Source organism: Streptomyces sp. 8L (genome assembly GCF_020176795.1).
In the GTDB taxonomy this organism is placed as follows: Bacteria; Actinomycetota; Actinomycetes; order Streptomycetales; family Streptomycetaceae; genus Streptomyces.
On the sequence record NZ_JAIUKE010000055.1, the window covers coordinates 13949 to 40822 of the forward strand.

The 26874-nt window shown below is 72.2% G+C and carries 21 protein-coding genes; 17 read left to right on the forward strand and 4 right to left on the reverse strand.

All coding sequences use genetic code 11. From position 1 onward, the window contains the following. Positions 1-71 precede the first annotated feature (71 nt). The 15 genes from LCE31_RS06725 to LCE31_RS06795 all read left to right on the forward strand — a co-directional run bounded on the left by LCE31_RS06725 (position 72) and on the right by LCE31_RS06795 (position 17718). Positions 72-749 (forward strand): GntR family transcriptional regulator, encoded by a 678-nt coding sequence (locus tag LCE31_RS06725; RefSeq protein ID WP_225013061.1) that lies wholly within the window; start codon positions 72-74, stop codon positions 747-749. 226 nt (positions 750-975) lie between these two features. After that, a complete protein-coding gene (locus LCE31_RS06730; protein ID WP_225013062.1) occupies positions 976-2157 on the forward strand; it encodes an ROK family transcriptional regulator in 1182 nt (393 codons plus the stop codon). Positions 2158-2598: 441 nt separating this feature from the next. Beyond that, positions 2599-4128 carry a sugar ABC transporter ATP-binding protein gene (locus tag LCE31_RS06735; RefSeq protein ID WP_225013063.1) on the forward strand — a complete coding sequence of 510 codons (1530 nt, stop codon included), beginning with the start codon at positions 2599-2601 and terminating at the stop codon, positions 4126-4128. After that, on the forward strand, positions 4125-5213 hold the full coding sequence (locus tag LCE31_RS06740) for an ABC transporter permease (RefSeq protein WP_225013064.1): 1089 nt from the start codon (positions 4125-4127) through the stop codon (positions 5211-5213). Before LCE31_RS06735 ends, LCE31_RS06740 begins: the two co-directional genes overlap by 4 nt. Positions 5214-5326: 113 nt before the next feature. Beyond that, positions 5327-6364, forward strand: coding sequence for a substrate-binding domain-containing protein (locus tag LCE31_RS06745; RefSeq protein WP_225013065.1), 1038 nt, complete (start codon positions 5327-5329; stop codon positions 6362-6364). Between the two features lie 76 nt (positions 6365-6440). After that, positions 6441-7706 (forward strand): Gfo/Idh/MocA family protein, encoded by a 1266-nt coding sequence (locus tag LCE31_RS06750; protein ID WP_225013066.1) that lies wholly within the window; start codon positions 6441-6443, stop codon positions 7704-7706. A gap of 11 nt (positions 7707-7717) precedes the next feature. Continuing rightward, entirely contained in the window at positions 7718-8722 is a 1005-nt protein-coding gene (locus LCE31_RS06755) for a sugar phosphate isomerase/epimerase family protein (RefSeq protein WP_225013067.1), read from the forward strand. A gap of 651 nt (positions 8723-9373) precedes the next feature. Next, a complete protein-coding gene (locus tag LCE31_RS06760) occupies positions 9374-10507 on the forward strand; it encodes an inositol-3-phosphate synthase (protein WP_225013068.1) in 1134 nt (377 codons plus the stop codon). Between the two features lie 5 nt (positions 10508-10512). Continuing rightward, the gene (locus LCE31_RS06765; RefSeq protein WP_263631522.1) at positions 10513-11646 is read left to right on the forward strand and encodes an SCO3242 family prenyltransferase; all 1134 of its coding nucleotides are present in this window, start codon (positions 10513-10515) and stop codon (positions 11644-11646) included. Then, positions 11643-12503: a sugar phosphate isomerase/epimerase family protein gene (locus LCE31_RS06770; protein WP_225013070.1), complete on the forward strand. Its 861-nt coding sequence runs from the start codon at positions 11643-11645 to the stop codon at positions 12501-12503. The genes LCE31_RS06765 and LCE31_RS06770 overlap by 4 nt, the downstream gene beginning before the upstream one ends. Before the next feature lie 72 nt (positions 12504-12575). Beyond that, on the forward strand, positions 12576-13157 hold the full coding sequence (locus tag LCE31_RS06775; protein ID WP_225013071.1) for an EboA domain-containing protein: 582 nt from the start codon (positions 12576-12578) through the stop codon (positions 13155-13157). Beyond that, entirely contained in the window at positions 13157-14017 is an 861-nt protein-coding gene (locus tag LCE31_RS06780) for a TatD family hydrolase (protein WP_225013072.1), read from the forward strand. Before LCE31_RS06775 ends, LCE31_RS06780 begins: the two co-directional genes overlap by 1 nt. A gap of 4 nt (positions 14018-14021) precedes the next feature. Continuing rightward, entirely contained in the window at positions 14022-15191 is a 1170-nt protein-coding gene (eboE, locus tag LCE31_RS06785; protein ID WP_225013073.1) for a metabolite traffic protein EboE, read from the forward strand. Further along, positions 15188-16675 (forward strand): nucleotide pyrophosphatase/phosphodiesterase family protein, encoded by a 1488-nt coding sequence (locus tag LCE31_RS06790; RefSeq protein WP_225013074.1) that lies wholly within the window; start codon positions 15188-15190, stop codon positions 16673-16675. Before eboE ends, LCE31_RS06790 begins: the two co-directional genes overlap by 4 nt. Further along, complete coding sequence (locus LCE31_RS06795; RefSeq protein WP_225013075.1) at positions 16672-17718, forward strand: sugar phosphate isomerase/epimerase family protein; 1047 nt, start codon at positions 16672-16674, stop codon at positions 17716-17718. Before LCE31_RS06790 ends, LCE31_RS06795 begins: the two co-directional genes overlap by 4 nt. Positions 17719-18013: 295 nt before the next feature. Here LCE31_RS06795 and LCE31_RS06800 read toward each other — a convergent pair whose 3' ends face one another. From LCE31_RS06800 to LCE31_RS06815, 4 genes are all read right to left on the reverse strand, one after another. Next, complete coding sequence (locus LCE31_RS06800; protein ID WP_225013076.1) at positions 18014-19408, reverse strand: OFA family MFS transporter; 1395 nt, start codon at positions 19406-19408, stop codon at positions 18014-18016. 79 nt (positions 19409-19487) lie between these two features. Continuing rightward, on the reverse strand, positions 19488-21632 hold the full coding sequence (locus LCE31_RS06805) for an acetate--CoA ligase family protein (protein WP_225013077.1): 2145 nt from the start codon (positions 21630-21632) through the stop codon (positions 19488-19490). Next, positions 21632-22885, reverse strand: coding sequence for a formyl-CoA transferase (gene frc, locus LCE31_RS06810; protein ID WP_225013078.1), 1254 nt, complete (start codon positions 22883-22885; stop codon positions 21632-21634). Before frc ends, LCE31_RS06805 begins: the two co-directional genes overlap by 1 nt. 12 nt (positions 22886-22897) lie before the next feature. Then, the gene (locus LCE31_RS06815) at positions 22898-24580 is read right to left on the reverse strand and encodes a thiamine pyrophosphate-binding protein (RefSeq protein ID WP_225013079.1); all 1683 of its coding nucleotides are present in this window, start codon (positions 24578-24580) and stop codon (positions 22898-22900) included. A gap of 148 nt (positions 24581-24728) precedes the next feature. Between LCE31_RS06815 and sucC the strand changes: the two genes are divergently transcribed. Both sucC and sucD read left to right on the forward strand, forming a co-directional pair. Beyond that, positions 24729-25862: an ADP-forming succinate--CoA ligase subunit beta gene (sucC, locus tag LCE31_RS06820; protein ID WP_225013080.1), complete on the forward strand. Its 1134-nt coding sequence runs from the start codon at positions 24729-24731 to the stop codon at positions 25860-25862. Between the two features lie 13 nt (positions 25863-25875). Continuing rightward, entirely contained in the window at positions 25876-26784 is a 909-nt protein-coding gene (gene sucD, locus LCE31_RS06825; protein ID WP_225013081.1) for a succinate--CoA ligase subunit alpha, read from the forward strand. The last annotated feature ends 90 nt before the right edge of the window (positions 26785-26874 follow it).

Genomic DNA, 26874 nt, shown 5'->3' on the forward strand with positions numbered 1-26874 from the left:
TGGCGCCCTCACTTGTCAGTAGACTGTAGACGATAGCCAATCTGTCGCGGTCGGCCGGAGAGGGAGATCCCATGTTGTCCGCAGGACTGCCGCACGGCACGGTACCGAAGCTGGAGCGCCCGGGGCCGCTGCGCGAGCGGGTCTACGAGGCGCTCCTCGAACTGATCATCACCCGTGCCCTGACGCCGGGCCAGCACCTCGTCGAGAGTGAACTGGCAGGCCATCTCGGGGTGTCGCGGCAGCCGGTCCGCGAGGCGCTCCAGCGGCTGAACACCGAGGGCTGGGTCGACCTGCGCCCCGCGCAGGGCGCGTTCGTCCACGAGCCGACCGAGTCGGAGGCCGACCAGCTGCTCTCCGTACGCACACTGCTGGAGGCGGAGGCCGCGCGGCTCGCCGCCGCCGCCTCCGACGCCGAGGGCATCGCGGACCTGGAGGCGCTGTGCGGGCAGGGAGAGCGGGCGGTGGACGACGACGACGTCGATCTGGCCGTCGCGACCAACGCCGCCTTCCACGCGCGGGTGATGGCGATGGCGAGCAACGTCGTCCTGGCGGAGCTGGCCGGCCAGGTGGACCGCAGGGTCCGCTGGTACTACACGCCCGTGGCCCGCCAGCGCGGGCGGCAGTCGTGGATCGAGCACCGCGAGCTGATCAGCGCGATCGCGGCCCACGACGAGGCCAGGGCCGTCACCGTGATGCGCGCCCACACCGAGCACACCCGGTCGACCTACCACCACCGCGAGCACGACTGACGCCGCCCGCGGGCCGTCCGTCCTCCGCGCTCCGGGGCCGGATCGGCAAGTTCCAGGTAACCGCCGCCCGACGCTTTGTCTTCAGTGTGGGGAAAGTTGCCGCTGATTTACTCTCAACTTCTTCCCCCTGCGCGCAACCGCTGCTACGTTCCACTCGAAAGCAGCAGAGGCACGGGGCACCGACGGGTAAGACAGCCGACATGGCGGGGAGGGGCGCGTGAGACGTATGACCGCACGACCCGCGAACGCCCATCAGGCGCGACTGCTCAGGCTGTTGCGCGACGGTGGGCCCAACTCGCGCGCACAGCTGGGCGACCAGATCGACCTGTCGCGCTCCAAGCTCGCGGTCGAGGTCGACCGGCTGCTGGAGACCGGACTGGTGGTCGCCGACGGCCTTGCCGCCTCCCGCGGCGGACGGCGTTCGCACAACATCAGGCTCACTCCCGGCCTCCGCTTCCTCGGTGTGGACATCGGCGCCACATCCGTGGACGTGGCCGTCACGAACGCCGAGCTCGAGGTGCTCGGCCACCTCAACCACCCGATGGACGTCAGGGAGGGGCCCGTCGCCGTCTTCGAGCAGGTGCTCGCGATGGCGGCGAAGCTCAGGGCCTCGGGCCTCGCCGACGGGTTCGACGGTGCCGGCATCGGCGTGCCGGGCCCCGTGCGCTACCCCGAGGGCGTCCCGGTCGCGCCGCCGATCATGCCGGGCTGGGACGGCTTCCCCGTCCGCGAGGCGCTCAGCCAGGAACTCGGCTGTCCCGTCATGGTCGACAACGATGTGAACCTGATGGCGATGGGGGAGCAGCACGCGGGCGTGGCGCGCTCCGTGGCCGACTTCCTCTGCGTCAAGATCGGTACGGGTATCGGCTGCGGGATCGTCGTCGGCGGCGAGGTCTACCGCGGTACGACGGGCAGCGCGGGCGACATCGGCCACATCCAGGTGGAGCCCGACGGCCGGGCCTGCGCCTGCGGCAACAAGGGCTGTCTCGAAGCCCACTTCAGCGGCGCGGCGCTCGCGCGCGACGCCGAGGAGGCGGCCAGGACCGGAGCCTCGCCCGAACTCGCCACCCGCCTCGCCGCCGCGGGCACACTGACCGCCGTCGACGTGGCGGCCGCCGCGGCGGCGGGCGACGCGACCGCGCTCGACCTGATCCGCGAGGGCGGCAACCGCGTCGGCCAGGTCATCGCGGGGCTCGTCAGCTTCTTCAACCCGGGGCTCGTGGTGATCGGAGGTGGTGTGACCGGCCTCGGGCACACCCTGCTCGCCTCGGTCCGCACCCAGGTCTACCGCCAGTCACTTCCCCTGGCCACCGGCAACCTCCCCATCGTCCTGGGGGAGTTGGGCCAGAACGCCGGAGTCACCGGCGCGGCCCGGCTGATCAGCGACCACCTGTTCTCGCCGGCGTGACCGGGCGGCCGCTCTCCCGGTCGCCCGGACCACCGGCGTAACGGAGCACCGGCGCGCATCGCGCTCCGGAGCACCGGCGTACCACCGGGCGGCGCACCACACGTACGCCACCGCCCCACCGCCACGCCACCGCCACCGGGCCGCCCAGCCGCTCGTCCCCACCGCGACGCGGCCCACCGCACCAGCACCGCGCACCACGGCACCGTCCGTACGGCGGGCGAACGCAGGCCCGCACCGTAGGCGTCCGACAGTACGAGCGAACGAGCGCATCACGCACCAGCGCACCACCGTACGAGCGCACCACCGCACGACCGCAGCGTCCCACGTGCCACCGCACCACCGCATGAGTGCACACCACCGTACGTGCCACCGCACCGCGGCCCGCGCCGCCCGGCGCGCACCCGCGCCACCACACGGCCGCACCTGCCGAGGGGATTCGCCATGGCGCCAGCGCCACCCGACACAGCTCTGCTCACCATGTCCGGCATCACCAAGACCTTCCCCGGCGTGCGCGCCCTGGACGGCGTCGACCTGTCCGTCCAGGCGGGCGAGGTCCACTGCCTCCTCGGGCAGAACGGAGCGGGGAAGTCGACCCTGATCAAGGTCCTCGCCGGTGCCCACCAGCCCGACGACGGCGTCATCACCTGGTGCGGCGAGCAGGTCACCGTGGGATCGCCGACCGCGGCCATGCGCCTGGGCATCGCGACCATCTACCAGGAACTCGACCTGGTCGAGGGCCTGTCGGTGGCCGAGAACATCTTCCTCGGCCATGAACCCACCGCCGCGGGCTTCGTCGTGCGCGGCCGGCACGCCCGGAGCCGGGCCGCCGCCCTGCTCCGGCGCCTCGGCCACCCGGAGATCCCGCCCGGCCGGCCCGTCGGCGACCTGTCGGCGGCCCAGCGCCAGATCGTCTCCATGGCCCGTGCCCTGTCCCACGACGTCCGGCTGATCATCATGGACGAGCCGTCTGCCGCGCTCGACCCCGACGAGGTCGCCAACCTCTTCCGGATCGTGGCGACGCTCGTCGCGGACAGCGTGGCCGTGGTGTACATCTCCCACCGCCTGGAGGAGATCCGGCGCATCGGCGACCGGGTCACCGTGCTCAAGGACGGCAGGACCGTCGCGGTAGGGCTGCCCGCCGCACGGACCCCCACCGCCGAGGTCGTCACCCTGATGACCGGGCGGGCCGTGGAGAACGCCTTCCTCCGGCGGACCACCCCGCCACCCGCCGAGGCCGAACCGGTGCTGCGCGTCGAAGGGCTCAGCAGGCAGGGCGAGTTCGCCCCCTTCGACCTGGAGGTGCGGCCGGGAGAGATCGTCGGGCTCGCCGGGCTCGTGGGCTCCGGGCGCTCCGAGATCCTGGAGACGGTCTACGGGGCGCGCAGACCCACCACGGGCCGCGTCACCGTCGACGGTAAGGCGCTGCGCCCCGGCAGTGTGCGCTCCGCCGTGCGCGCGGGACTCGGCCTCGCCCCCGAGGAACGCAAGGCGCAGGGCCTGCTGATGCTCGACACCGTCACGAGCAACGTGTCGGTGTCCACGCTCTCCCGCTTCTCGCGCGGCGGCTGGCTGGACCGGACCGCCGAGCGCACCGCGGCGCACGCGGCCACCAGGGAACTCTCGCTGCGCCCCGACAACCCCGACGCGGCCGTGCGCACCCTCTCCGGCGGCAACCAGCAGAAGGCGGTCCTCGCCCGCTGGCTGCTGCGCGGCTGCCGTGTGCTGCTGCTGGACGAACCCACCAGGGGCGTGGACGTCGGCGCGCGCGCCGAGCTCTACGCCGTGATCCGCCGGCTGGCCGACGACGGCCTCGCCGTCCTGCTCGTCTCCAGCGAGGTGCCGGAAGTGCTCGGCCTCGCGGACCGCGTGCTGGTGCTCCGCGAGGGCCGCGTCGTCCACCGGGCGCCGGCCGGGGAGCTGGACGAACACCGCGTACTCGACCTTGTGATGGAAGGGAGCCCGACGCCATGACACAGCCTGCCTCCGAGGCACAGCAGGGCGGGGCCGTACCCGCCACGGAACCGCACGGTACACAACCGCGCGCCAAGCGGACGGACGCCGCGGGACGGCCGCCGGGACGGGGCGGCGGCAAGGGCGGGCCGCGCGCGCTCGGACTCCGCCTCGACGCGCGGGGCCTGTCCCTGCTCGGTGTGCTCGCCGCGCTCGTCCTGGTCGGCGGCATCACGAAGCCGGACGAGTTCCTCGCCGTCAGCAACCTCCAACTCGTGCTCACCCAGGCCTCGGTGATCGGTGTGGTGACGGTCGGCGCGACCTTCGTCATCACCAGCGGCGGCATCGACCTGTCCGTCGGTGCGATCGTCGCGCTCTCCTCCGTCTGGGCCACCACCGTCGCCACCCAGAGCTACGGCTTCGCCGGGATCGCCTTCACCGCCGTCGTCGTCGGACTCGGCTGCGGCCTCGTCAACGGTGTGCTCATCGCGTACGGGCGGATGGTGCCGTTCATCGCCACCCTGGCGATGCTCGCCTCGGCCCGCGGGCTCGCGCTTCAGCTCACCGACGGCAGGACCCAGGTGGTCACCGTCCAGTCCGTACTGGACCTCGGCTCGCGCGACGCGTACGTCCTCGGAGTCCCGCCGCTCGTCCTGGTCTTCGCGGGCGTCGTGGTCGCGGGCTGGCTCGCCCTGAACAGGACCACCTTCGGGCGCCGCACCGTCGCGGTGGGCGGCAACCCCGAGGCCGCACGCCTGGCCGGCATCGACGTGCGCAGACAGCGGCTCTGCCTGTACCTGCTGTCCGGGCTGTGCTGCGGCATCGCCGCGTTCCTGCTGGTGGTGCTCTCCGGCTCGGGCCAGAACACCAACGGCAACCTGTACGAACTCGACTCGATCGCCGCGGCCATCATCGGCGGCACCCTGCTCAGCGGCGGGCGCGGCACCATCGTCGGCTCCGTGCTCGGTGTGCTGGTGTTCACCACCATCACCAACATCTTCGCCCTGAACAACCTCCAGACGGACGTGCAGCAGATCGCGAAGGGCGTGATCATCGTCGCCGCCGTACTGGTCCAGCGCCGGAGCGCCCGCCCGGGCGAGGCGTGAGGCCGCCCCTGGCCTCCCGCACCGCACCGTGCCGTGCTGCACCGTTCAACCGGGCCCCACATCCCCATTCCCGCCACACCCGCCGTTCCCCTACGCGAAAGGCCATTGACTCCATGCCTGAGACGAGCCGCAGAGGACTGCTGTTCGGCACCGCAGCGATCGGCGCGGGTGCCCTCCTGACCGCGTGCACCAGCAACGAGCCCGAGGCGAAGGCCCAGGAGACCGCCGAGCGGCCGGCCGCCGACGGCAAGCCAGGCAAGCACGTCACCATCGGGTTCGCCGGGCCGCAGGCCGACCACGGCTGGCTCAACGCCATCAACGTGCGGGCCAAGCAGCGCGCCGAGTCGTACGCGGACGTGACGTTCGTACCGACGGAGGGCTCCAACGACACCGCCGTGCAGATCGGGCAGATCGACACACTGATCAACAAGAAGGTCGACGTCCTGGTGGTCCTGCCCGGCGACGGCAAGGCGCTCACCCAGGCGGGCCTGAAGGCGATGCGCGCGGGCATCCCCGTGATCAACCTGGACCGCGTCTTCGACACCCCGCAGGCGTACCGGTGCTGGATCGGCGGCGACAACTACGGCATGGGCCTCAACGCCGGCCACTACATCGGCGGGAAGCTGAAGGGCAGGCCGGACGCCAAGGTCGTCGAGCTGGCCGGCATCGACAACCTCGAACTGACCCGGCAGCGCACCAAGGGGTTCGACGACGCGCTCAGGACGTACCCCAACATCAGGAAGGTGGCCCGCCAGGCCGCCGACTTCACCGTCGAGTCGGGCCAGGCGAAGATGGCCCAGCTCCTCCAGGCGCAGAAGCAGTTCGACGCGGTCTGGAACCACGACGACGACCAGGGGGTCGGCGCCCTGCGCGCCGTCGACCAGGCGGGCAGGGACGGCTTCCTGATGGTCGGCGGCGCGGGCGCCAAGTCCGCCATGGACCACATCAAGGCGGACGACAGCGTACTGAAGGCGACGGTCCTGTACCCGCCCAGCATGGCGGCCTCCGCCATCGACCTGGCGCGGGCGCTCGGCCAGGCCAAGGGCGTCAGCGGGATCTCGGAGTCCGAGATCCCCACGCAGATCGCGGTGTTCTCGGCCGTCGTGGACAGCGCCAACATCGACCAGTACCTGCCGACGGGCTTCAACTGACCCGCACAGGCTGGTGGGACATACCCGCCGGGAGTGCTGTACCACCGCTCACCGACACAGACGAGGAGTCTCCCCTATGACCCCCACGCAGGCACCGGAGGCAGCGGCCGGTGCGCCGCCCACACTGGGCGTCGGCATGGTCGGATACGCGTTCATGGGCGCCGCACACTCCCAGGGATGGCGTACCGCGGGCCATGTGTTCGACCTGCCGCTGCGGCCGCGGATGGCCGCGGTGTGCGGCCGGGACGGGACCGCCGTGCGGGACGCCGCGGCACGGCTCGGCTGGGAGGCCGCGGAGACCGACTGGCGGGCCCTGATCGCCCGTGACGACGTCCAGTTGGTGGATGTCTGCACCCCGGGGGCCAGCCACGCCGAGATCGCGATCGCGGCGCTGGAGGCGGGCAAGCACGTCCTGTGCGAGAAGCCGCTCGCCAACTCGGTCGCCGAGGCGGAGGAGATGACCCGGGCGGCTCGGGCGGCCCGGGCGCGCGGCCAGGTGGCGATGGTCGGCTTCAACTACCGCAGGGTGCCCGCGGTGGCGTACGCCAGGACCCTGGTCGAGCAGGGCAGGCTCGGCACACTGCGCCACGTGCGGGTCACCTACCTCCAGGACTGGCTGGTCGACCCCGCCTTCCCGCTGACCTGGCGGCTCCGCCGCGAGGACGCGGGCTCGGGCGCGCTCGGCGACCTGGGCGCGCACATCGTCGACCTGGTCCAGTACCTGACGGGGGAGCCGATCGCGGGGGTCTCGGCGCTGTCGGAGACCTTTGTCAGGGAGCGGCCGGTGCTCAGCGGGGCGTCCGCGGGGCTGTCGGGTGCCGGCGGCGACGCGCTCGGCCCGGTGACGGTGGACGACGCCGCCGTGTTCACCGGCAGGCTCGCCTCCGGGGCGCTGGCGTCCTTCGAGGCCACCCGGTACGCGGCGGGCCGCAAGAACGCGCTGACCCTGGAGATCAACGGCTCGGCCGGGTCACTGGCGTTCGACCTGGAGCGGCTCAACGAGCTGTCGTTCCACGACCACACGGAACAGGCCGCGACCGCGGGCTTCCGCCGCGTCCTCGTCACCGAGCCGGAACACCCCTACCTGGCGGCGTGGTGGCCGCCCGGGCACGTCCTCGGCTACGAGCACACCTTCGTCCACCAGGTGCGCGACCTGGTGGAGGCCGTCGCGGGGGGCGCGGACCCCGTCCCCTCGTTCGCGGACGGCCTCCAGGTCCAGCGGGTGCTCGCGGCGGTGGAGGAGAGCGCCGCGAACAACGCGCTCTACACGCTCGTACCGCCCCCGTCGCCCGCCGAGATGCCCGCGTCCGTAACGGCCGCCACGACCGCCGCCCAAACTTAGGAGAGAGCCGCATGTCACGTCCGTTCACCCTGTTCACCGGCCAGTGGGCCGACCTGCCGCTGGAGGAGGTGTGCGGCCTCGCCCGCGACTTCGGCTATGACGGGCTCGAACTCGCCTGCTGGGGCGACCACTTCGAGGTCGACAAGGCACTCGCCGACCCCGGTTACCTGGCCGGGAGGCACCAACTGCTGGAGAAGTACGGCCTGAAGTGCTGGGCGATCTCCAACCACCTGGTCGGACAGGCGGTCTGCGACGCCATCATCGACGAGCGCCACCAGGACATCCTGCCCGGCCGCGTCTGGGGCGACGGCGACCCCGAGGGCGTACGGCGGCGCGCCGCCGCCGAGATCGAGAACACCGCGCGGGCCGCCGCGGCCTTCGGCGTGGACACCGTCATCGGCTTCACCGGCTCGCCGATCTGGCACCTGGTCGCGATGTTCCCGCCCGTGCCGCCCCGGATGATCGAGCGGGGGTACGACGACTTCGCCGCACGGTGGAACCCGATCCTCGACGTGTTCGACGCGGAGGGCGTCCGGTTCGCCCACGAGGTGCACCCCGGTGAGATCGCCTACGACTACTGGACCACGCACCGTGCGCTCGAAGCGGTGGACCACCGCCCGGCGTTCGGGCTCAACTTCGACCCGAGCCACTTCGTGTGGCAGGACCTGGACCCGGTCGGGTTCCTCTACGACTTCCGCGACCGGATCTACCACGTCGACTGCAAGGAGGCCCGCAAGCGGCTCGACGGCCGCAACGGACGCCTGGGCTCCCACCTGCCGTGGGGCGATCCGCGCCGCGGCTGGGACTTCGTCTCCGCCGGCCACGGCGACGTGCCCTGGGAGGACGTCTTCCGGATGCTCCGCTCCATCGGCTACGAAGGCCCCGTGTCGGTCGAGTGGGAGGACGCGGGCATGGACCGGCTGGCGGGGGCGCCGGAGGCGCTGCGCGACCTCAAGCGGTTCGACTTCGACCCGCCGAGCGCGTCGTTCGACGCGGCGTTCGGCGGCGGTGCCTGAGCAGCCGGGCCGAGCGCTCTGACGGCCGGGCCTGCCCGGTGGCGGAGGTGTGCCGCCGGGCGGTCCGGCCTGCCCGCACACTGCTTTGTCCTGGCGCTGGGAAAAGATGAGCGTATCCATGCGCAAGGTCTTTCGGTCCGGGACGAACCCGGCTACCGTCCACAGAGGACGCACAGGACAGCGGCCCGGTGTGGCGTACACACCGCGGCCACGTTTCACCACCGGTGCCGGGCGCGTACCGGAAGCGTACGAACAGCCCACTCTCCGGAGGACTTTCGTGCACAGAGGACGTCCCACAGCCGGAACACCCCCTATCGCGCGGGCAGGTCTCCTCTCCGCTGCCGCGGGCGGGCGGCCCGGCCCGCACCGCCGGGCGGCGTCGCGCACCCGTACACGTACCAGTAGGCGTACCAGTACCAGCACCGCCATGGCCCGGACCGGGTCGCCGGCCGCCAGGACCGCCTGACGTCCGGCCCCTGACCGCCGGCGCCCACGCGCCGGGGGTGGGCGGGGAGGCGCCGTACCCCCCGCCCACCGCCTCGGGCCCGCACACCGCACCGGCGGAGCACGCGTCAGCACACCGCACCGGCACACCGCACCGCGTGAGCGCAGCGCACAGCACACCCGCACATCGGCGGCAGGAGGCAGCCCGTGACGACGACCAGCAGCGAATCGACCACAACGCGCACCGGAGTCTGGCTCGTCGGGGCGCGCGGCTCCGTCGCGACGACCGCGATCGCCGGGTGTGCGGCGGTGACGGCGGGCCTGCGTCCGCCGACCGGCATGGTCACCGAGACACCGCCGTTCGCGGCGGCCCGCCTGCCCGCGCTGTCCTCCCTCGTCTTCGGCGGCCACGACACCGCGAGCTGCCCGCTGCCCAAGCGGGCCGAGGCGCTGACCGCGGCGGGCGTGCTGCCCCACGGGCTCGCCGGCGCCATCACGGCCGAACTGGCCGCCGCCGACGCGGAGATCAGACCCGGCGGCCCGGGCCCCGGCGACACCAGGGACGACGACGAACTCATCGCCGCCTTCGCCGCCGACATCACCCGATTCACACACCGCGCGGGCGCCGCCCGCACCGTCGTCGTCAACGTCTCCTCGACGGAACCCCTGCCCAGACCCGGCGACCCGCGCCTGCCGGCCAGTTCCCTGTACGCGGCGGCGGCGCTCCGCGCGGGCTGCGGCTACGTCAACTTCACACCGTCCACCGGCCTGCGCACCCCCGCGCTCGCCTGCGTGGCGGAGGCGAGCGGACTTCCCCACGCGGGCCGCGACGGCAAGACCGGCCAGACGCTGCTGCGGTCCGTGCTCGCCCCGATGTTCGTGCGGCGCGCCCTGACCGTACGGGCGTGGTCGGGCACGAACCTGCTCGGCGGCGGCGACGGCGCCGCGCTCGCGGACCCGGCGGCAGCGGCGGCCAAGAACGCGGGCAAGGAACGTGTCCTCGCCGACGCGCTCGGCGCCGTCCCCGAGGGCGAGGTGCACATCGACGACGTACCGGCGCTCGGCGACTGGAAGACGGCGTGGGACCACATCGCCTTCGACGGATTCCTCGGCTCCCGGATGACCCTCCAGACCACCTGGCAGGGGTGTGACTCGGCGCTCGCCGCGCCCCTCGTGCTCGACCTCGCCCGGCTCGTCGGCCGCGCACACGAGGCGGGCATCGGCGGCCCCCTTCCCGAGCTGGGCTTCTACTTCAAGGACCCGGACGGCCGTATCGTCGCGCTCGCCGAGCAGTACGAGGAACTGCTGGCCTTCGCCGTACGCCTGGGAGCGGACGCGTGAGCCTCCTGGGCCGTGCCCGCGCCTGGGCCGAACTGCTGCGCGTGTCGGCGCTGTTCACGGTTCCGGGCGACGCCCTGGCCGGTGCGGCGACGGCAGGTGCGCGCCCCGGCCGCGGTACCGCGCTCGCCATCGGGTCCTCCCTGTGCCTGTACGAGGCGGGCATGGCGCTCAACGACTGGGCGGACCGCGAGGAGGACGCGGTCGAGCGGCCGCACCGCCCGATCCCGTCGGGGCGGGTCGCCCCGTGCGCCGCGCTGGGCGCGGCAGGCGCCCTGACGGCGGCCGGCCTGGCCCTGGCGGCCCTGGCGGGGCGCCGAACCCTCGCGGTGTCGGCCGCGGTGGCCGCGACCGTGTGGGCGTACGACCTGAAGCTGAAACACACCGTCGCGGGTCCGGTCGCGATGGGCGCGGCCCGCTCGCTCGACGTACTGCTGGGCGCGAGCGCCGCGCCGGGCGGCCGGGCCGGTGCCGCGCTGCCCGGCGCCCTCGCGGTGGGTGCCCACACGGCCGCGGTCACCGCCGTCTCCCGCGGCGAGACCCGGGGTGGCGCGCGGGCCGCGCCCCTCGCGGCGCTGGCGGCCACGGCCGCGCTGTCGGCGGCGCTGGTCCGCGCGCCCTCTGTCCCGTCCACCGCGCCGCGCGGTTCGGCGGGGCCGCGCCCCGAGCGGACCGGACCGGGAGCCGCGCGCGGGGACGACCTGCCGGGCCTCCCGTCCGGTGTGTCGTGGCGCTGGCCTGTGCCGGGGCCTTTGTCCGGTGTGCCGTCGGTCGTGTTCCCACCGGGTCTTCGGTCCGGTGTGTCGCGGCGCTGGCCCGCGCCGGGCCTTCCGTCCGGTGTGCCGTCGTACGGGGACCCGCCGGGCCCGGTGCCGTGCGGGCTGGCCCCGGACCCCGTCGCGTCGCTCGTCTCCGCCGGTCTCGTCTGTGCCTATCTGGCCACTGCCGTACGTCCGATGTGGCATGCCCTCCTCAATCCCTCACCACCGCTCACCCAGCGCGCGGTCGGCGGCGGCATCCGCGCCCTGATCCCGCTCCAGTCCGCGCTGGCCGCCCGCGCGGGCGATCCGCCGACCGCCCTCGCCCTCGCCGGCCTTGTGCCCGTCGCCCGGCACCTCGCCAGGAAGGTGAGCCCCACATGAGCCCGCGTCTCGGCTACGGCACCAACGGCCTCACCGACCTGCGGCTCGACGACGCCCTCGGGCTCCTCGCGGATCTCGGCTACGACGGCGTCGGCCTGACGCTCGACCACATGCACCTCGACCCGCTCGCCCCCGACCTCGCCGGCCGCACCCGCGCCGTCGCCGCGCGCCTCGGCTCGCTCGGGCTCGGCGTCACCGTCGAGACCGGGGCGCGCTATGTGCTCGACGCTCGCCGCAAGCACGGCCCCACACTGCTCGACGCCGACCCCGCCGCGCGTGCCGCGCGCGTCGGACTGCTGCTGAGAGCCGTACGCGTCGCCGCCGACCTCGGTGCGTGCGCCGTCCACTGCTTCAGCGGCGCACTCGGCGGGGGCGAGGAGCCGCGGGCGGGGTGGGACCGGCTCGAAGAGGGCCTCGCACCGGTCCTCGACGCCGCGGACCTGGCCGGTGTTCCGCTCGCCGTCGAACCCGAACCCGGCCACCTCGTCGGCGACCTCGCGTCCTTCCACACCCTGCGCCACCGCCTGGGCGACCCCCCGTCCCTCGGACTCACACTCGACGTCGGCCACTGCCAGTGCCTCGAACCGGCCCCGCCCGCCGACTGCGTGCGCGACGCCGCGCCCTGGCTGCGCCACGTACAGATCGAGGACATGCGGCGCGGTGTGCACGAACACCTGCCGTTCGGCGACGGCGAGATCGACTTCCCGCCCGTGCTCGACGCACTCGACGCCGTCGGCTACCAGGGCCTCACCGTCGTCGAGCTGCCACGCCACTCGCACGCCGGACCCGAACTCGCCCGGCGCTCCATCGAGTTCCTCAGGCACGCCCGCGCCCGCGCGAAGGGAGCACGCGTATGAGACTCGCCCGCGCCCGCGCGAAGGGAGCACGCGTATGAGACTCGCCCGCACCCGCGCGAAGGGGGCACCGGTATGAGACCCACCCGTGCCACGCTTGCCCCCCGCCTCGACGGCCCGGCCCGCGCGTGGCTGGACGCGGCGCTCGCCGAGGCCGCCGCACCGGGAGACGGCGCCTGGGAGCTCAGGTTCGCCGCCGCCGGGCGGGTGTGCGGCCAGGACAACGCCGACGACGTCCGCGTCCTGCTCCTCGACCGCGCCGGGGCCGGAGTCGCGACCCTGGATCGCCTCTACCGGCAGGGCAGCGGCGCCGAGCGGCGCGCCGTCCTGCTCGCCCTGCCGGGCCGCGTCCCCGGCCCCGAGGCCGTGCCGCTGGTCGAGGACGCCCTGCGGGCCAACGACACGCGGCTCGTCGCCGCGGCCGTGGGGCCGTACGCCGCCGACCACCTGCACCCGCACGCCTGGCGGCACGCCGTGCTCAAGTGCCTCTTCACAGGGGTGCCCGTCGAGCAGGTCGCGGGCCTCGCGAGGCGCGCCGCGGGCGATCGCGAACTCGCCCGCATGCTCGGCGACTTCGCCGCGGAACGCGGCGCCGCGGGGCGGCCCGTGCCCGCCGGCCTGCACCGCGTACTCGCCCTGACGGGACTGGAGTCCTGATGCGCATCTTCGACCCCCACATCCATATGACCTCCCGCACCACGGACGACTACGAGGCCATGTACGACAGCGGGGTGCGCGCCCTCGTGGAGCCGTCGTTCTGGCTCGGCCAGCCCCGCACCTCGCCCGCCAGCTTCTTCGACCACTTCGACGCGCTGCTCGGCTGGGAGCCGTTCCGCGCCGCCCAGTACGGCATCGCCCACCACTGCACCCTCGCCCTCAATCCGAAGGAGGCCGGCGACCCGCGCTGCACCCCCGTGCTGGACGCGCTGCCCCGCTACCTCGTCAAGGACGGCGTCGTCGCCGTCGGCGAGATCGGCTACGACTCGATGACCCCGGCCGAGGACCACGCCCTCGCCGCGCAGCTCCAGCTCGCCGCCGACCACGGCCTGCCCGCCCTCGTACACACCCCGCACCGCGACAAACGCACCGGGCTGCGCCGCACCGTCGACGCCGTACGCGAGTCCGAGCTGCCGCCCGAGCGCGTGCTGCTCGACCACCTGAACGAGACCACCGTCGAGGACGCGGCGGACAGCGGCTGCTGGATGGGCTTCTCCATCTACCCCGACACCAAGATGGACGAGGACCGCATGGTCGCCGTCCTGCGGGAGTACGGCACCGCGAAGATCCTCGTCAACTCCGCGGCGGACTGGGGGAAGAGCGACCCGCTGAAGACCCGCAAGGTCGCCGACGCGATGCTCGCCGCGGGCTTCACCGACCGAGACGTCGAGCAGGTGCTCTGGGCCAACCCCGTGGCGTTCTACGGCCAGAGCGGCCGGCTCCAGCTCGACGTGCCAGGACCGGGCACCGCCGACGGCGCGCTGCACGAGGGCAACTCCGTTCTGCGCGGCGGGGAGTGAGGCCATGCGCTTCCGCCACCCCGACGGCTCCACCGTCCACCTCGCGTACTGCACCAACGTGCACCCCGCCGAGACGCTCGACGGCGTGCTCGCCCAGCTCCGCGACCACTGCGAACCCGTCCGCAGGCGCCTCGGCCGCGACCGCCTCGGCATCGGCCTGTGGCTCGCCAGGCGCGCCGCCCGCACCCTCGTGGACGACCCGGCGCGGCTGCGCGGCCTGCGCTCGGAACTCGACCGGCGCGGCCTCGAAGTCGTGACCCTCAACGGCTTCCCCTACGACGGCTTCGGCTCCGACGAGGTCAAGTACCGCGTGTACAAGCCGGACTGGGCCGATCCGGAGCGCCTGGCGTACACCACCGACCTCGCACGGCTCCTCGCCGCCCTTCTCCCCGACGACGTCACCGAGGGCACCATCTCCACCCTTCCCCTCGCCTGGCGCACCGCGTACGGCGCCGAAGCGGCCCGCACCGCGCACGCCGCGCTGGCCACCCTCGCGCGACGGCTCGACGCGTTGGAGGAACTGACCGGCAAGTCCATCCGGATCGCCCTGGAACCCGAGCCCGGCTGCACGGTCGAGACCACCGCCGACGCCATCGCACCCGTCGCCGCCCTCGCCTCCGACCGGATCGGCGTGTGCGTCGACACTTGCCACCTCGCCACCTCCTTCGAGGACCCGCTCGCCGCCCTCGCCGCGCTGGCCGCCGCCGGTGTCACTGTCCCCAAGACCCAGCTCTCCGCAGCCCTGCACGCCGAGCAGCCGCATCTGCCGGAAGTCCGGGCCGCGCTCGGCGCGTTCGCGGAACCGCGCTTCCTCCATCAGACCCGTACCCGTACGGCGGCGGGCCTGCACGGCACGGACGACCTGGACGAGGCCCTGGCCGGCGGGGCGCTGCCGGACGGCGGGCCCTGGCGCGCACACTTCCACGTACCCCTGCACGCGCCGCCCGCGCCCCCGCTCACCTCCACACTCGACGTGCTGCGCACCGTACTGGCCGCCCTCGTCGCCGTCGCAGAGCCGCGCACCCGCCACCTGGAGGTCGAGACATACACCTGGCAGGCGCTCCCCGCCGAGCTGCGGCCCCGCACCCGGGGGCGCCTCGCCGACGGCATAGCAGCCGAACTCGTCCTCGCCCGGGACCTGTTGACCGATCTCGGGCTGAAGGAGCTGCCATGACCCCGCCCGCCACGAACCCACCTGCCACGACGGCGCCTGCCACGACCCCGCCTGCCACGACCCCGCCGCCGTCCGAGGGGCCGGTCCCGCTCCTCGTCCTCGACGTCGTCGGCCTGACCCCGCGCCTGCTCGCGCACATGCCGCACCTGACGGCACTCGCGCGCGCCGGGTCACGGGCAGCGCTGGAGACCGTGCTGCCCGCCGTCACCTGCAGCGCGCAGTCCACGTTCCTGACCGGCACCCTTCCCGCCGAGCACGGCATCGTCGGCAACGGCTGGTACTTCCGCGAACTCGGCGACGTCCTGCTGTGGCGCCAGCACAACGGACTCGTCTCCGGCGACCTGCTGTGGGACGCGGCCCGGCGCGCGTACCCCGGATACACCGTCGCCAACATCTGCTGGTGGTACGCGATGGGCGCGGACACCGACTGGACGGTCACCCCGCGCCCCGTCTACTACGCGGACGGCCGCAAGGAACCCGACTGCTACACGCGCCCGCCCGCGCTGCACGACGAACTCACCGCGAGGCTCGGCACGTTCCCGCTGTTCCACTTCTGGGGCCCGGGCGCGGACCTGGTCTCCTCGCAGTGGATCATCGACGCGACCCGGCACATCCTGCGCACCCGCGCCCCCGACCTCGCGCTGTGCTACCTGCCGCACCTCGACTACGACCTCCAGCGCCACGGCCCCGACGACCCGCGCTCCCTGCGCGCCGCCGCCGACCTCGACACCGCCCTCGCACCGCTGCTCGACGACGCCCGCCGGGCGAACCGCACCGTCGTCGCGCTGTCCGAGTACGGCATCACCGGGGTGTCCCGCCCGGTCGACATCAACCGCGCCCTGCGCAGGGCGGGACTGCTTCAGGTGCACACCCAGGACGGCATGGAGTACCTCGACCCGATGGCCTCCCGCGCCTTCGCCGTCGCCGACCACCAGATCGCCCACATCTACCTCCGCAGGCCCGGGCGGCCGGGGGAGAGCACCGCAGTACGCGAGGCGCTCGCCGGCCTCGACGGCATCGCGGAACTCCTCGACGACGACGGCAAGAAGCGCCACGGGCTGAACCATCCGCGCTCCGGCGAGCTCGTCGCGATCGCCGAGCCGGACGCGTGGTTCACGTACTACTACTGGCTGGACGACGCGCGCGCCCCGGACTTCGCGCGGCTCGTGGAGATCCACCGCAAGCCCGGCTACGACCCGGTCGAGCTCTTCATGGACCCGCACGATCCCTACGTCCGGCTGAGGGCCGCCGCGGCGCTCGCCCGCAAGAAGGCGGGCATGCGCTACCGGCTCGCCGTCGTGCCGCTCGACGCCTCGCCGATCCGCGGCAGCCACGGCCGCCTGCCGGCGAGCGACGACGAGGGCCCCGTGCTGTTGTGCTCCGAGCCCGGAGCCGTCGGTGGCCGCGTCGCGGCGACCGATGTGAAGTCCCTGCTCCTCGGCCTCGCAGACCCGCACCGACCACAGAGGGAGTCCCGCCCATGATCCGCAGGAACACCGCCGACGCCGAGCTCGCCCACCGGCTCTCCCGACGCGGCATGCTCGGCGTCACCGCGGGCGCCGGCGCCGCCACGCTGCTCGGCCTCGCCGCAGGCACCGCGGGCGCCGCGCCCCTGGCCGCCGCGCGGAAGAGGACGGCCCCGACCCGCCCCGTGCTGCCGCCCGGGCGCCTCGGCATCCAGCTCTACTCGGTCCGCGACAAGATCCAGGAGATCGGATTCGCGTCCGTCTTCAAGGAGTTGGCTGAGTTCGGCTACGACCAGATCGAGTACGCCGGCTACACCCAGGGCATCGGGCCGATCACCGTGAAACAGGTGGCCCGGCTCGCCAGGAGTTACGGCCTCGACGGCATCGGCAGCCACGTCGGCTACTTCACCGACGATCCGAAGGGCTACAGCTTCGCCACCAGCCTCGGCAGGGTCCTGGACGACGCAGAGGCCCTCGGACTCGAACACATCGGAACGGCGTCGAGCCCCAACCGGTACGGCAACACGGTGGACGCCTGGAAGCGGGCCGCCGCGGAGTTCAACACGTACGGCGAGGCCGCGAAGGCCCGGGGCATGAAGTTCTACCAGCACAACCACGGCGACGAGTTCGGCTTCGCCACCGACAACCCCGACGTGCGCCTCTACGACGTGCTGCTGGCCGAGACCGACCCGCGGTACGTGTTCCTGGAGATGGACATCTACTGGGCCTACACGGCGCAGTTCCGCTTCAGCGTCACCCCCGAGGGCAGGCCGCGGCCGTTCGAGCCGATCGACTACGTGGTCCAGCAGCCCCACCGCTACCCGCTGTTCCACGTCAAGGACGGCGTCCACGACCCCGACGCGCGCGACGGCTACGACATGGTCGACGTCGGTGACGGTGACATCGACTACAAGACCTTCATCCAGAAGGTCAACGCCACCAACAAGGGGCGCACCACCCACAACTGGCAGGTCGAGCACGACCAGCCGGCCGACTCCCTCGAATTCGCCCGCAAGTCGGCGAACAGCCTGCACGCGCTGACGGAGAGGGCGAAGGGCTGAGCCCCGGGCGCTCGCGGCCGCCGCAGGCCGGGAGCGCGCACTCCGCGGGGGGGGGGGGGGGGGGGGGGGGGGGCGGCCGCCCCCCCCGGCCCGGGCCCCGGCGCGGGGGGGGGGGGGGGGGCGGCGCGCGGCGGCGCGGGGGGGGGCCCCCCGCCGGCCCCCCCCCCCCCCCCCCCCCCCCCCCCCCCCCCCCCCCCCCCCCGCCGGTGTGACAGGAGCCGTCCGCGGGTGGAGGTCGCGAGCCGCGGCCCGCGGAGTTCCGGCGGACGGCAGCGGTCCGCCGGTCAGGTGCCGGTCATGTCGCCTCGCGGCTGACCGGGTTGGGATTGGGCACCGTCCCACGGCGCGGCGCCCCCGGGTGCCGCAGCAGCAACGCCAGGGCCGCCGCCACCAGTGAGATCACACCGGCCGTGACGTAGGCGCCGTTGTACCCCCAGCTGTCGATGACCATCGATCCGAGGCCGGAGCCGAACAGACCGCTGACCACCTTGCCGCTGTAGGCGATCCCGTAGTTCGTCGCGTTGTTGTTCTCGCCGAAGTAGTCCGGCACCAGCGTGGCGAACATCGGGTAGAACGCTCCGCCGCCGAACCCGGAGAAGAACGCGAACACCAGGAACAGCCACTCGCTGTGGATGTTGCCCGCCCACATGACACCGAACTGCGAGAGGCCGAGGACCAGGATCACCATGATCAGCGCCAGCTTGCGGCCCATGATGTCGGAGAGCCAGCCGACCACGGCCCTGCCGACACCGTTGACGACCGAGAGGACGCCCGCGGAGTTCGCCGCGACCAGCGGGCCGAAGCCGACCTCCTTGGCGAACGGGACCTGGAAGGACACACCGAAGATGGAGACACCGGCGGTGATCACCAGCAGCACCCAGATGAGCGGCAGCTGACCTGTCTTGATCGCCTCCATGGGGGTGTACTGCTTGACGGCCGGCGGGTTCTTCGCCAGGGCCCGCGCGGTCTTGGAGCCGGCCTCGCCCCGCTTCAGCGGGTCGACGTGGGCCGGCCACCAGTTCTTCGGCGGGTCCTTGAAGAACCAGGCGACCGCCAGCAGGACGATCATGACGTACACGCCGACGAGGTCCAGCACCACATGGTAATTGCTGGTGTCGAACGCGAAGTTGAAGATGAAGATGAGCGGCACCGAGCCGTACGCGAAACCGCCGTTGACGAAGCCGGTCGTGCTGCCCCGCCGCTCGGGGAACCACTTGCCGGTCATGTTGATGCATGTGGAGTACACGAGACCCGACCCCACGCCGCCGAGCACGCCGAACCCGATGATGGCGAGGAACACATTGTCGAAGTGGGATATCGCGAGGAATCCCAGCAGGGCCAGGACCGAGCCGAGCAGCACGGCGCCCCGCGGCTTGAGGTAGCCCTTCTCCCGCAGCCATCCGGTCGGGAACGACACGCCCGCCTGGAAGAACGTCCACACACTGAGAATCCAGAAGGTGTTGCTCTGGGTCCAGTTGTGGGCGTCGGAGAGCACGTCCTCGGCAGAGCCGTACGCGTACTCGAACACACTGATCGCGAACATCGCGGCCCACGGCAGCCACATCATCAGCTTGCGCGAGTGGCCGAGGATCTCCCGGTCGCTCTCGCCGATGCGGTAGACGCGGCCCTTGCCGTCCGTGATCTCGCGGTAGGCGGCCGGCGCCGTCTCCCGCCCTACGTCGCTACTCATGGGTGGTTTGTCTCCTTCGGCTTCCAAAGAACCTGGCCAGCGCCCCCTGTCCGGACTCTTGGTGCTTTGAGGAGTTCGGTTACGTGGTGAGCAGCCCCGCCGCCCGGGCCCACCGGTACTTGGCGCCGAGCGCCTGGACCGGCCGTTCCGTGGTGTATGGGTACGCGACCACACCGTGCTCGTAGAGGTAGGCGCAGGCCTCCTCCACCTCGGTGTCACCCGCCAGCGACGCGACGACGGGCTTCTCGATGCCCCGCTGTTTGAACTCCGCCACGACACGGGCCGTCAGCTCGGCGAAGACCATCGGGGGAGTGACGATCGTGTGCCAGTAGCCCAGCACCAGCGCGTGGATGCGCGGGTCCTCGAGGCCCAGGCGGATCGTCTTCTCGTACGTGGACGGCGGTTCGCCGCCCGTGATGTCGACGGGGTTGCCGGCCGCGCCGAACGGCGGGATGAACTTCCGGAACGCCGCGTCCAGATCGTCCGGGATCTCCATCAGCTTCATGCCGTTGTCCACGATCGCGTCGGACAGCAGCACACCGGACCCGCCGGCCCCGGTGATGATGACGACGTTGTCGCCCTTCGGCGTGGGCAGCACGGGCAGCGCTCGCGCGTACTCCAGCATGTCGGCCAGCCCCGGGGCCCTGATCACACCGGCCTGCCGCAGGATGTCGTCGTAGACGGCGTCGTCGCCCGCCAGCGCGCCGGTGTGCGAACCGGCCGCCTTCGCCCCCGCCGCCGTGCGGCCCGCCTTCAGCACCACCACCGGCTTCTTCGGCACGGTGGCCCGCGCCGCCTCGACGAACGCGCGGCCGTCCTTGAGGTCCTCCAGGTGCATCGCGATGCACTCGGTGTGCGGGTCCTCGCCGAACCAGGTCAGCAGGTCGTCCTCGTCCAGGTCGGACTTGTTGCCGAGGCCGACGATCGCGGACACACCGGTCTTCGTGGTACGGGCGAACCCGAGAATCGCCATGCCGATGCCGCCGGACTGCGAGGTGAGGGCCACACCGCCCTTCACGTCGTACGGCGTGCAGAACGTGGCGCACAGGTCCTGCCACGTCGAGTAGTAGCCGTAGATGTTCGGTCCGAGCAGCCGGATGCCGTGCTCCTCGGCGATCTTCACGATCCTGTCCTGGAGTTCGTGCTCGCCGGTCTCGGCGAACCCGGACGGGATCAGCACCGCGTTGGGTATGCCCTTGCGGCCCACCTCCTCAAGTGCCGCGGGCACGAACTTCGCCGGGATCGCGAACACCGCGACGTCCGGCTCGCCCGGCACGTCGGTGACGCTGCCGTACGCCTTGCGGCCGAGGATGTCGTCGGCCTTCGGGTTCACCGGGTGGATCTCGCCGCGGAAGCCGCCGTCGATCAGGTTGCGCATGACCGAGTTGCCGATCTTGCCCTGCTCGTTGGAGGCGCCGATCACCGCGATCGACTCCGGCTGCATCAGCCGGCGCATCGAGGTGAGGATCTGCTCGCGGGTGAACGTCCGCCGGGCGGCGGGCGCTTGCCCGGTCAGGATGATCCGCACGTCCGCCGCCATCACACCGGAGTCCGTGGCGAACACCGGGTTGAGGTCGACCTCGGCGATCTCCGGGAAGTCGGCGGCCAGCCGCGACACCCGTACGATCAGGCCGGCCAGCGCCGCGCGGTCCACGGCCTTCCCGCCGCGCACGCCGCGCAGGACCTCCGCGGCGCGGATGCCGTCCAGCATCGAGAGCGCGTCGTCCTCGGTCGCAGGGGCGAGCCGGAACGTCACGTCCCGCAGGACCTCCACCAGCACACCACCGAGACCGAACGCCACGATCTTGCCGAACGTCGGGTCGGTGACGGTGCCCACGAGCACCTCGGTGCCCTCCGGCACCATCTGCTGGACCTGGACGCCGAGGATGCGCGCGTCGGCGTCGTACGCCCGGGCGTTGGACACGATCGACGCGAACGCGCCGCGCACCTCGGACGCCGACTTCAGGCCGATCTGCACCCCGCCCGCGTCGGTCTTGTGCAGGATGTCGGGCGACACGATCTTCATCGCCACCGGGAAGCCGATGCGGTCCGCGAGCCGGACCGCGTCGTCGGAGCACTCGGCGAGTGCCTCGGCCGGCGTCGGGATGCCGTACGCGTCGCTGATCGCCTTCCCTTCGGGGGCGGTCAGCGCCGTACGGCCCTCGGCCAGCGCCGCGTCCAGTACGGCCCTGACGGCCGACCGGGCGGTCTCGTTCTGTGACACTAGATGACTCCGTTCGTCTTCAGAGTGCTCAGCTCCTCGTCGCCGAGGCCGAGTTCGCCGTAGACCTCGGTGTTGTGCTCGCCGAGCAGGGGGGAACTCGTGACCTTCACAGGGGAGTCCGACAGCTTGAGGGGGTTGCCGACGGTGGTGAAGGTGCCGCGGGTGGGGTGCTCGACCTCCACGACCATGTCGTTCGCGGCCAGCGAGGCGTCCTCGATGATCTCCTTCGTGGACAGGATGGGACCGCACGGGATGTTGTGGGCGTTGAGCTTCTCCAGCACCTCCCACTTGGGCAGTCCCAAGGTCCACTCCTCGATCAGCTGGAACATCTTCCCCAGCTTGGGCAGCCGTGCCTCGGGCGTGGCCCAGTCGGCGTCGTTGGCCAGCTCGGGCCTGCCGATGAGTTCGGTGATCGGCGCCCAGCCCACCGGCTGCACGATCACGTACACGTAGTCGTTGGGTCCGCCGGGCGCGCACCGCACCGCCCAGCCGGGCTGCCCGCCGCCGCTCGCGTTGCCGCTGCGCGGCACCTCGTCGCCGAAGTCCGTGTTGGGGTACTCGCGCAGCGCGCCGTGCCCGAGGCGCTGCTGGTCGCGCAGCTTGACCCGGCACAGGTTGAGGACGGCGTGCTGCATCGCGACGTTCACCCGCTGGCCGCGCCCGGTGGACTCGCGCTGGTACAGCGCCGCGAGAATGCCGGCCACCACGTGCACACCGGTGCCCGAGTCGCCTATCTGCGCGCCCGTCGCGGTGGGCGGTCCGTCCTCGAAACCGGTGGTGGCCATCGAGCCGCCCATGGCCTGCGCGACGACCTCGTACGCCTTGAAGTTGGTGTACGGGCCCTCACCGAAGCCCTTGATGGAGGCGTAGATGATCCGCGGGTTGATCTCCTTGATGCGCTCCCAGGTGAAGCCCATCCGGTCGACCGCGCCGGGGCCGAAGTTCTCCACCATCACATCGGAGCGGCGGATCAGCTCGGTGAGGATCTCCTTGCCGCGGTCCGTCTTGGTGTTCAGTGTGATGGAGCGCTTGTTGCAGTTGAGCATGGTGAAGTACAGCGAGTCCACGTCCGGGAGGTCCCGCAGCTGCTTGCGGGTGATGTCACCGCTCGGAGCCTCCAGCTTCACCACGTCGGCGCCGAGCCACGCGAGCAGCTGGGTGGCGGAGGGGCCCGACTGCACATGCGTCATGTCGAGGACGCGTACGCCCGCCAGCGCCTGGGTGGCGCCCGGGGCCTGAACTGCCTGGGTCATGGGAGGGACTCCTCACTTGTACATGGTCTGGTTCATCGTTCCCGGCGCGTACGCGTCGGGGTCGACCCACACGTTGATGAGCGACGGCAGCCCGGACTCGCGCGCACGCCGCAGCGCGGGCCCGATGTCGGCCGGATCGCGGACCTCCTCGCCGTAACCGCCCAGCATCTGGGCGAACTTGTCGTAGTGCACGTCACCGAGGGTGTTGCCGATCCGTTCGCGGTCCTTGCCGTACTTGACGGCCTGGCCGTAACGGATCTGGTTCATCGAGGAGTTGTTGCCGACGATGCCGACGAACGGCAGGTTGTAGCGCACGAGCGTCTCGAAGTCCCAGCCGGTCAGGGAGAAGGCGCCGTCGCCGAACAGCGCGACGACCTCCTTGTCCGGCCGCGCCTGCTTGGCCGCGAGCACGAACGGGATGCCGACGCCGAGGGTGCCCAGCGGGCCCGGGTCCATCCAGTGGCCCGGTGACTTGGGCTGCACGACCTGTCCGGAGAAGGTGACGATGTCGCCGCCGTCGCCGATGTAGACCGAGTCCTCGGTCAGGAAGTCGTTGATCTCGCTGACCAGCCGGTACGGGTGGATCGGCGAGGCGTCCGACCTCAGGCTCGGGAGCCTCTTCTCCAGCGCCGCCTGCTCCACGGCCCGCAGCTCGTCCAGCCAGCCCTTGCGCCGGGCCGCGCCGCCGTTGATCCGGCCGCTCGCCGCCTGGGCGACGGACTCCAGGACGAGGCCGGCGTCCCCGACGATGCCGAGGTCGATGTCGCGGTTCTTGCCGACCGTGCGGTAGTCCAGGTCGATCTGTACGACCGTCGCGTCGGGGGAGAGGCGCCTGCCGTAGCCCATGCGGAAGTCGAAGGGGGTGCCGACGATGACGATGACGTCCGCGTTGGAGAACGCGTAGCGGCGCGAGAGCTGGAAGTGGTGGGGGTCGCCGGGCGGCAGCGAGCCGCGGGCGGCGCCGTTCATGTACGCCGGCACGTTCAGCGACCTGACCAGGTCGACGGCGGCGTCGGTGCCCCGCGTCGTCCACACCTGGCTGCCCAGCAGGATGGCCGGCTTCTCGGCCCCGACCAGCAGGTCGGCGAGCTTCTCGATCGCGTCGGGGTCGCCCGCGGTGCGCGTGGAGGCGCGGTACTGGCCGGAGCGCGGCACCCTGGCCTTCTCCGCAGGGACCTTCGCGTCCAGCACGTCGCGCGGGATCTCCAGGAAGGAGGGCCCGGGCGCGCCGTGGTAGCACTCGCGGAAGGCCATGGAGACCATGTCGGCGGCGCGCGCGGTGTCGGGCACCGTGGAGGCGAACTTGGTGATGGGCGTCATCATGTCGACGTGCGGCAGATCCTGGAGCGAGCCCATCTTGTGCTGGCTGTGGGCGCCCTGGCCGCCGATGAGCAGCATGGGTGACTCGGCCCTGAAGGCGTTGGCGACACCGGTGACGGCGTCGGTGGTGCCGGGACCCGCGGTCACCACCGCGCAGCCCGGCTTGCCGGTGATGCGCGCGTAGCCGTCGGCCGCGTGGGCGGCGACCTGCTCGTGGCGTACGTCGACGACCTCGATGCCCTCGTCCACACACCCGTCGTAGATGTCGATGATGTGACCGCCGCAGAGGGTGTAGACGCGCTCCACCCCCTCCGCCTTGAGTGCTTTGGCGACGAGGTGGCCACCGGAGATCTGTGCCTGGCTGTCGTCGGGCATGGAGTGTTCCTGTCCCTTCGTCAGAACGCGGTGAGGCGCTCCCGGTACATTGCATACAGTCTACGAATACTGTATGAACCTTGTTATCCCCCATCTCCGGGGGTGGTGTCCAGGGGGCGTGCGGCACTTGACGAAAAAGAGGAGCGGCATGGATCTGTATGAGCACCAAGCCAGGGAACTCTTCGCAGAACACGGCATTCCGGTCTCCGCCGCCGAAGTCGCGTCGACGCCCCACGGGGCGCGCGCTGCGGCCGAACGGCTCGGCGGGCGTGTGGTGGTGAAGGCTCAGGTGAAGACCGGCGGCCGGGGCAAGGCGGGCGGTGTGAAACTGGCGGCCGACCCGGCCGCAGCGGAACTGACGGCACGTCAGATACTCGGCATGGACATCAAGGGCCACACCGTGCGGAAGGTGATGCTGGCCGAGACGGTCGACATCGACAGCGAGTTCTACGTCTCGTACGTGCTCGACCGCGCCGCCGGTACGTTCCTCGCCATCGCCTCGGCCGAGGGCGGCATGGAGATCGAGGAAGTGGCGGCCACCCGGCCCGGGGCCGTCGCCCGCGTCCCCATCGACCCCGCGGAGGGTGTCACCGAGGCCAAGGCCATGGAGATCGCCGTCGCCGCGGGCCTGCCCGCCGACACCGCACCCGTACTGCGCGGACTGTGGCAGGTCCTCGTCCGCGAGGACGCCCTGCTCGTCGAGGTCAACCCGCTGGTGCGGGCCGCCGACGGGCGGATCGTCGCCCTCGACGGGAAGGTCACCCTCGACGACAACGCCCGCTTCCGCCAGGAGCGGTGGGGCGAGGCGCCCCGCGACGCGGGCGCCGACCCGCTGGAGGCCGCGGCGGCCGGGAAGGGCCTCAACTACGTGAAGCTCGACGGCGAGGTCGGCATCATCGGCAACGGCGCCGGCCTCGTCATGTCGACGCTCGACGTGGTCGCGGGATGCGGCGCGCGCCCGGCCAACTTCCTCGACATCGGCGGCGGCGCCTCCGCCCAGGTCATGGCCGACGGCCTGTCGGTCATCCTCTCCGACCCGTCCGTCAGGTCCGTCTTCGTCAATGTCTTCGGCGGTATCACCGCCTGCGACGCGGTCGCCGACGGCATCGTACGGGCCCTGGAATCCGTCACGTTGACCAAGCCGCTCGTCGTACGGCTCGACGGCAACAACGCGGCACGCGGCCGGGAGATCCTCGACCGCCGCGCCCACCCGCTCGTCCGGCAGGTCACCACCATGGACGGCGCGGCGCGCCAGGCCGCCGTCCTCGCCCACGCCGCGTGAGGAGCGATTCGACATGGCGATCTTCCTGACCAAGGAGAGCAAGGTCCTCGTCCAGGGCATGACCGGCGGCGAGGGCATGAAGCACACCCGCAGGATGCTGGCCGCGGGTACCGCGGTGGTCGGCGGTGTCAACCCGCGCAAGGCGGGCAGGACCGTCGACTTCGACGTCCCCCGCGGCCCCGACGGCCGGGCGGGCGCGCCCACACCGGTGCCGGTCTTCGGCTCGGTCGCCGAGGGCATGGCGGCCACCGGCGCCGATGTCAGTGTGATCTTCGTGCCACCGCCGTTCGCCGGGGCCGCGGTCATGGAGGCGGCGGACGCGGGCATCGCGCTGGCCGTCGTGATCACCGAGGGCATCCCTGTACACGACGCCGTGGTGTTTCAGGCGTATGCTGAAGGGAAAGGTACGAGGGTCATCGGTCCCAACTGCCCCGGCCTGATCAGCCCGGGACAGTCGAACGCGGGCATCATCCCCGCCGACATCGCCCCCACGCCCGGCCGGATCGGACTCGTCTCCAAGTCCGGCACGCTCACCTACCAACTCATGTACGAACTGCGGGAGATCGGCTTCTCGTCGGCGGTGGGCATCGGCGGCGACCCCGTCGTCGGCACCACCCACATCGACTGCCTGGCCGCCTTCCAGAACGACCCGGAGACGGAACTCGTCGTGCTCATAGGCGAGATCGGCGGCGACGCGGAAGAGCGCGCCGCCGCGTACATCGCCGAGCACGTCACCAAACCGGTGGTCGGCTACATCGCCGGTTTCACGGCGCCCGAGGGCAAGACCATGGGCCACGCGGGAGCCATCGTCTCCGGCTCGTCCGGCACCGCGGAAGCCAAGAAGAAGGCGCTCGAAGGGGTCGGCGTACGCGTCGGCTCCACACCGTCGGAGACGGCACGGCTGGTACGCGACCGGCTCTGACCGCCGCCGGCGCCGTGCCATGTCCGCGGGATCGTGGGACACGGCCCGGCCCGCGCGGACGCCGGTGCGGTCGCGGGACGGCGACCGCAC